Annotated in this window: 6 protein-coding genes; all 6 read left to right on the top strand. The window is 66.7% G+C overall.

Annotated features, from left to right (window positions below; all coding sequences use genetic code 11):
• Positions 1–1,560 (top strand): ATPase, T2SS/T4P/T4SS family (locus G3N99_RS32685; RefSeq protein ID WP_206124436.1); only part of this gene is annotated, 1,560 nt, incomplete at its 5' end.
• A complete protein-coding gene (locus tag G3N99_RS32680) occupies positions 1,550–2,626 on the top strand; it encodes a type II secretion system F family protein (RefSeq protein WP_174947155.1) in 1,077 nt (358 codons plus the stop codon). The genes G3N99_RS32685 and G3N99_RS32680, both read left to right, overlap by 11 nt.
• Before the next feature lie 32 nt (positions 2,627–2,658).
• Positions 2,659–3,210: a type 4 pilus major pilin gene (locus G3N99_RS32675; RefSeq protein WP_174943785.1), complete on the top strand. Its 552-nt coding sequence runs from the start codon at positions 2,659–2,661 to the stop codon at positions 3,208–3,210.
• A 36-nt stretch (positions 3,211–3,246) separates the two neighbouring features.
• On the top strand, positions 3,247–3,726 hold the full coding sequence (pilM, locus tag G3N99_RS32670) for a type IV pilus biogenesis protein PilM (RefSeq protein ID WP_174943563.1): 480 nt from the start codon (positions 3,247–3,249) through the stop codon (positions 3,724–3,726).
• Complete coding sequence (pilV, locus tag G3N99_RS32665; RefSeq protein ID WP_206124435.1) at positions 3,726–5,408, top strand: shufflon system plasmid conjugative transfer pilus tip adhesin PilV; 1,683 nt, start codon at positions 3,726–3,728, stop codon at positions 5,406–5,408. Before pilM ends, pilV begins: the two co-directional genes overlap by 1 nt.
• A 117-nt stretch (positions 5,409–5,525) precedes the next feature.
• Positions 5,526–6,237, top strand: a 712-nt coding sequence (locus G3N99_RS32660; protein ID WP_346778514.1) for a secretin N-terminal domain-containing protein, incomplete at its 3' end; no start/stop codon positions are given.

Raw genomic sequence — 6,237 nt, 5'->3', positions numbered from 1 at the left:
CGCGCGGCGGGCGATGCCGCGCCGCCGCGCGGCCCGCGCGCCGTCAGCGAAGCGGGCGACTTCGCCGCGAGCGTCGAGGAACGCAAGTTCGTCTGCCTGCTCGACGACGGGTGTCTCCTGATTGCCGACGGCCACGAGATGAATCCGTTCGTGCTGTCGTATCGCGCGCGGCTTGACCGGATGGGCCGGCCGTACCGGCCGACGCCCGCGACGCTGATGCAGGTGCGCGAGGCATACCGGCAGAACGCCGCGGGCGGCGGCGAGCGGCTCGATCACACGGTGATGCAGGTGCTCGCGAAGGAGCTGATCGGCCGCGCGTGCCGCGAGCGCGCATCGGACATCCATATCCGCGTGCGACGCTTCAGCACCGAGGTCTACTTCCGGGTCCACAACGAGCTCATGCGCGTGAACGAGCACACGCGCGAGCACGGCGAGCGGCTGCTCGCGACGCTGTACGGCGCGATGACGACCGTGTCGGACAACAGCTACCGGCCGAGCGAACGTCAGGACGCGAGCATTGGCGACCGCGACAAGCTGCCGGACGATCTGTACGGCGTGCGGATCGCGACGACGCCGACCAACGAAGGCAGCCTGATGGTGCTGCGGCTCCTGTACAACGATGCGGGCGACGCGACCGATCTCGCGGCGCTCGGCTTCGCGCCCGAGCACGTCGCGGCGTTCCGTGCGCTGCGCGCACAGCCGCACGGGATGAACATCATCAGCGGCCCGACGGGTTCCGGTAAATCGACGACGCTGCAGCGGATGCTCGCCGCCCAGATCGACGAGTCGCGCGGCAGCCTGCACGTGATCACGGTCGAGGACCCGATCGAATATCCGATCGACGGCGCGGTGCAGACGCCCGTCGCGAACGCGCCGACCGAGGACGCGCGCGCGCTCGCATTCGCGGCGGCGATCACGAACGCGATGCGGCTCGACCCGGACACGATCATGATCGGCGAGATCCGCGACCGCGCGTCCGGGCAAACGGCGCTGCGCGCGTCGATGACGGGCCACCAGGTGTGGACGACGGTGCACGCGAACAGCGCGCTCGCGATCGCCGACCGCCTGATCGATCTCGGCCTGCACACGCGGATGGTCACTGATCACACGGTGATCTCGGGGCTCATCAGCCAGCGTCTCGTGAAGCTGCTGTGTCCGCATTGCAAGCTGCGGCTCGTCGATCATCCGGACCGGATCGAGCCAGGCCTGTTCGCGCGGCTGCGGCTCGCGCTCGACAGCCGGATGCACGACGTGTGCATCGCAGGCGATGGCTGCGAGTACTGCCGCACGGTCGGCACGATCGGCCGCACCGTCGTCGCCGAAGTGATCCTGCCCGATGCGCGGCTGTTCGAATTCCTGCGCGACGGCGACAAGGCCGGCGCGCTCGAGTACTGGACCACCACGCGCGGCGGGATGACGCTTGGCGAGCACGCGCTGCGCAAGGTCGCGGCGGGGCTCGTCGATCCGCGCGGCGTCGAGCGCGTCGTCGGCACGCTCGCGCCGGTTGCGGGCGAAGCGCGACAGCAACTGTCGCTCGTCGGATTCAGCTATGGCACTTGAACTGAATCGCCGCTGGGCGAAGTTCTGCCTGAATGCCGACGAGCGGCTGCGCGTCTATCGGAAGATCGCGAAGATGCTCGGCAACGGGGTGCCGCTCCTCAAGGTGCTGGAGGAACTCGAATGGCGCGCGTCGAGCGAAGGGCGCAAGCCGCGCGAGGCGCTCGCGATCGTGCTGTCCGACTGGCGGCTCGCCGTGCAGAACGGCCGGATGCTGTCGGAGGCGATGGAGGCATGGGTACCCGCGACGGAGCAGATGATCGTCGCGGCAGGCGAGCAGGCGGGGCACATCGAGGACGCGCTCGTGTCGGTTGCCGACATCGTGCAGTCGAGCCGCAAGATCCGCCGCGCAGTCACGGGCGGCGTCGCGTATCCGATCGGGCTGGTCGTGATGGTGATCGGCTATCTGTACCTGTTCGGCACGCACGTGATCCCGAAGTTCGCGCTGATCGCCGATCCGACGCACTGGCGCGGCGCCGCGCGCTCGCTGTACCTGATGTCGCTGTTCGTGCAGGGCTGGATGCCCGTCGTCGTCGCGGCGCTCGTCGCGGTGCTCGCCGCGCTCGCGTGGTCGTTGCCGCGCTGGCGCGGGCCGCTGCGCATCTACGCGGATCGCGTGCCGCCTTATTCGATCTACCGGCTCGTCACGGGCAGCGGCTTCCTGATCGCGTTCTCGGTGCTGCAGGCGTCGGGCGTCACGGTCGAGCGGGCGCTGCTCAAGATCGGCGCGGTCGCGGAGCCGTGGCTGCGCGAGCGGATCGACGACACGCTGGTCGGCGTGAAGTCGGGCCTCAACGCCGGCGAGGCGCTGCGCAACGCCGGTTATCAGTTTCCGTCGCGCGAGATCGTCGAGGATTTGTGCATTTACGCCGAATACCGCGGCTTCGACACGGCACTCAAGATGCTCGCCGACGAATGGCTCGAAGAGGGCGTCGCGCGAATTACCGCGCAGATGCGCGTGCTTAACGGCGTCGCGATCGTCGCGCTCGCGATGGTGATCGGCTGGCTCGTGACGGGCTTCTTCGGCATCCAGCAGGAAATCGCCGCAATGACGCGCGCGATGCATTGACGTCGCGCATTTTTAATTCTGGAGAACACACTATGAAACCACTCGCCAACCCTCCCGCCTATCGACACACACCGGCGTTCTGCCGGAGGCACCGCAAGGAGCGCGGTGCGTCGCTGCTCGAGAGCATCGCGTATCTGGGCGTCGCGGCGATCGTGATCGTCGGCGCGATCGCGCTGCTCGGGTCGGCGTTCTCGAGCGCGAATACGAATCGGCTGACCGAGGATCTGAATGCGATTCAGACGGGCACGAAAAAGCTTTACATGGGGCAGGTGAACAACTACGGCACGGCATCGATGAACGCGAATCTGAGTGCGGCGAAGGTGTTTCCGGGGACGCTGACACAGGACGACAAAGGCGGTGTTTCGAATACGTGGGGAGGAACTGTGACCGTGACCGGTGCGACGCAGACTTTCACCGTCGCTTACACGCAAGTGCCGAAAGAAGTCTGCGTCAATACGTTGACGGCCGGCGGAAACTGGAAAACGGCGAAGATTGGCGAAAAGTCCGTCAATTATCCGGTCTCGCCGAGCGCTGCGACGGACGCTTGCACCGATAGCGCCACCATCGTCTGGACGTCGAACTGACACCACCAGACTCATTCGCCATCCGCCACGTCATTTATGTACGCCCTCGCCGCCGCACTGGCCTTCGCGTCGATCGCCGCTGTCTATGCGACGCTGCATGACCCGTCCGCCATTCCCGCGCTGCAACCGGCGCGCACCGCGCAGGCGCTCGCCGAAAACCTCGCCATCTACCGGCAGGCGACGCTCGACTATGCGCGCGTGCATCCCGGCACACGTGGCGCGGTGCCAGATACGCGGCTGCCGTTTCCGGCGTGGTATCCGGGCGCGAACCCGCTATGGCGCAACTACGTCATGGACGGCACCGTCGTCGCGTATGCGTCGGCGGCGCCGTCCGTCAATATCATCGGCGAAATCACGACGCTCGCCGACGGTTCGCTGTTCGCGGGCGTCGCGTATCGCAATGCGGTCGTGCGCCCCGGCAACGCGAATCCGAACGCGCCGGCGAGCGGCGTGCCGCTGCCGGCCGGGTTGAAGATTGCGAACGGCATGCCGGTCTGGATGGGGCAAGCGTACTGATGCATTTCAAGTCTTCCCGTCGCCGCGCGCGCGGCATCGCGCTGATCGAGGTGCTCGGCGCGCTGGCGATCGCAGCAGTGATGCTCGCCGGCATCGCGATGATGATGGATTCGTCGCTGGACGACGTGCGTGCGGAGCAGGCTGCGCAATACCAGGCGCAGGTGACGGCCGCCGCCACGCGGGCGTTGAGGCGCGATTACGATGCGTGGCTGCAGCGCGCGAACAAACAAACGCCCATCGTGATGAAGCTTGCCGATCTGCAGGCGACGAATGATCTGCCCGCAGCACTTCGGCCGACGAATGCATACGGCCAGAACACGTGCGTACTCGTCAAGCGGAGCGCACTCGGCACCGGGCTCGACGCGCTGGTCGTGACGACCGGCGGCGAGACGATCGGCGACAAGGAACTCGGGCTCGTCGCCGCGAGTGCGGGGCCGGGCGGCGGTTCGATCAGCAAGGCGTTTCCGAATGAAGTGCGCGGCGCATTCGACGCGTGGCGGATGCCGCTCGGCACGTTTCTCGGCGGCAGCTCGCCAACCTGCGATCCGAAAGGCGCCACGCCGCCGAATGTGGGTCACCTCGCGAACGAGATCTTCTTCAATGGCCCGGGCCAGCAGATCAACAGCGATTACCTGTACCGCGTTGGCGTCGGTGGCCATCCGGAGGCGAACGCGATGCAGGTGCCGATCTGGCTCACGCACACGTTCACGGCCGGCAACCCCGACGCGGTGAACTGCGGAACGGCCGGCAACTTCACGAACGGCAAGCTTGGCGCGGACGCATTCGGCAATCTGCTGAGCTGCAAGAGTGGCGTGTGGCGCGGCGCTGGCGGCCACTGGAAGGATCCTGTCAAAAAGGCCGACGATCTGCCCACCGATGCATCGAACGAGAAAGGCGACGTGCGCCTCACGCTCGACAAATTCCGCGCCTACGCGTGGACGGGCGCCGCCTGGCAGGCGCTCGCGGTCGATCAGAACGACAACCTGATCGTGCCCGGCGTCGTTTCCGCGAACCAGTACGAGATCACCGGGCGCGTCGTCGTCAACACGCCGTGTGCGCCCGACAAGAATCGTCCAACTGCCGGCCTCGTATCGATGGGCCAGGACGGACAAGTGCTGTCATGCCAGGACGGCAAGTGGCTGCCGCAGTCAGGGATCAAGATCGGCGGCACCGACACGGCATGCGCGATCCTGATGGAGACGCCTGGCGCGAGTGATTTTTCGTGCGGGTTCACCTACCGTGGCGGGTATCCGAATCCGCCGCTCATCACCTACGAACGGGACGGCACGTACACGTACACGATCGACCGGCCGGTGAAGCTCGACAACAATGGGCTGATTGCGGTGAGCGCATACATGCACATGAGCTATGCGACCTGCGACCAGAAGGGGCGGGAAGGGCAGATGCGGCTGGTCGTCGACGTCATCGACCGTCAGGGCAACAGGGTGATCGCGCACAACGAGGCGCAGTCGTCGAAATTGCGCGAGGACGCCGCGACGATCAACGTCACGCTGAACGTGGCCGCCGAGCCGCGCAACGGATACACGGTCAGGCTTTCGAGCAAATGGGCGACGTATGACGGCTACGCGAAGACGCCGTGGACGTCCTCCTATTGCGGCGGCGGCCAGACCTTCCTTCAGACGCCGCTCGCAACCGGCTGGACCATCAATTCGTTCTATTGAACGGACCTTCGCCGCGCGCGGCCGCCGCCGCGCCCGGATGCGGTTAACTGCACGGGTCTCCCATTCGCGGCGCGCGCCTGTCCGACCGACGGCCGCGCGTCCTCACCGGACGGACCCATGAAGGCCAAGATTTCCATTTTTCTGTCCCTGATGTGCTCGCTTGCGAGCCTTTCCGTCGATGCCGCGCCGATCCGCTGGCGCAGCACCGAAATCCAGTACGCGGCGGAAGGCAAGGACGTGAAGGACGTCCTGCGCGACCTCTCCGCGAGCCAGAACATCGCGGCGAACGTCGCGCCCGGCGTGAGCGGCGCCGTCAGCGGCAAGATGAAGATGTCGCCGCAGCGCTTCCTCGACACGCTCTCCGCGTCGTTCGGATTCGTCTGGTACTACGACGGCACCGTGCTGTACGTGACGCCCGCGAGCGACATGAAGAGCACGCTCGTCAAGCTCGATCACGCGAACACGAGCGACCTGCGGGACCTGCTCGAGCAGATGAAGGTCGCCGATCCGCGCTATCCGGTCACCTACAACGCGCAGCAGCGCACCGCGCTCGTCGCGGGGCCGCCGCGCTATGTCGAGCTCGTGACGAGCATCGCCGCGCGGCTCGACGAGAATTCCGCGCGCACGGGCGGCACGACGATCCGCGTGTTCTCGCTGAAGCACGCGTGGGCCGCCGACCGCGACGTCAACGTCGACGGCACGACGGTGACGATGCCGGGCGTCGCGTCGCTGCTGAACCGGATGTATCACCCGGGCGACGGCAAGCGCGTGTCGCAGACGACCGTCGGCAAGCCGATCAGCCGCGCCGCACCGATGATGGATCTCGGCA

The organism is Burkholderia sp. Ac-20392 (assembly GCF_017104585.1).
Classification (GTDB): domain Bacteria; phylum Pseudomonadota; class Gammaproteobacteria; order Burkholderiales; family Burkholderiaceae; genus Burkholderia; species Burkholderia lata.
The sequence above is the reverse complement of the archived record's forward strand: the minus strand, read 5'-3'. Positions and strand labels throughout refer to the sequence as shown.

Coding starts and splice junctions, on each gene's coding strand:
- G3N99_RS32680 (WP_174947155.1), top strand. CDS start 1,550: ATGGCACTTGAACTGAATCGCCGCTGGGCGAAGTTCTGCCTGAATGCC.
- G3N99_RS32675 (WP_174943785.1), top strand. CDS start 2,659: ATGAAACCACTCGCCAACCCTCCCGCCTATCGACACACACCGGCGTTC.
- pilM (WP_174943563.1), top strand. CDS start 3,247: ATGTACGCCCTCGCCGCCGCACTGGCCTTCGCGTCGATCGCCGCTGTC.
- pilV (WP_206124435.1), top strand. CDS start 3,726: ATGCATTTCAAGTCTTCCCGTCGCCGCGCGCGCGGCATCGCGCTGATC.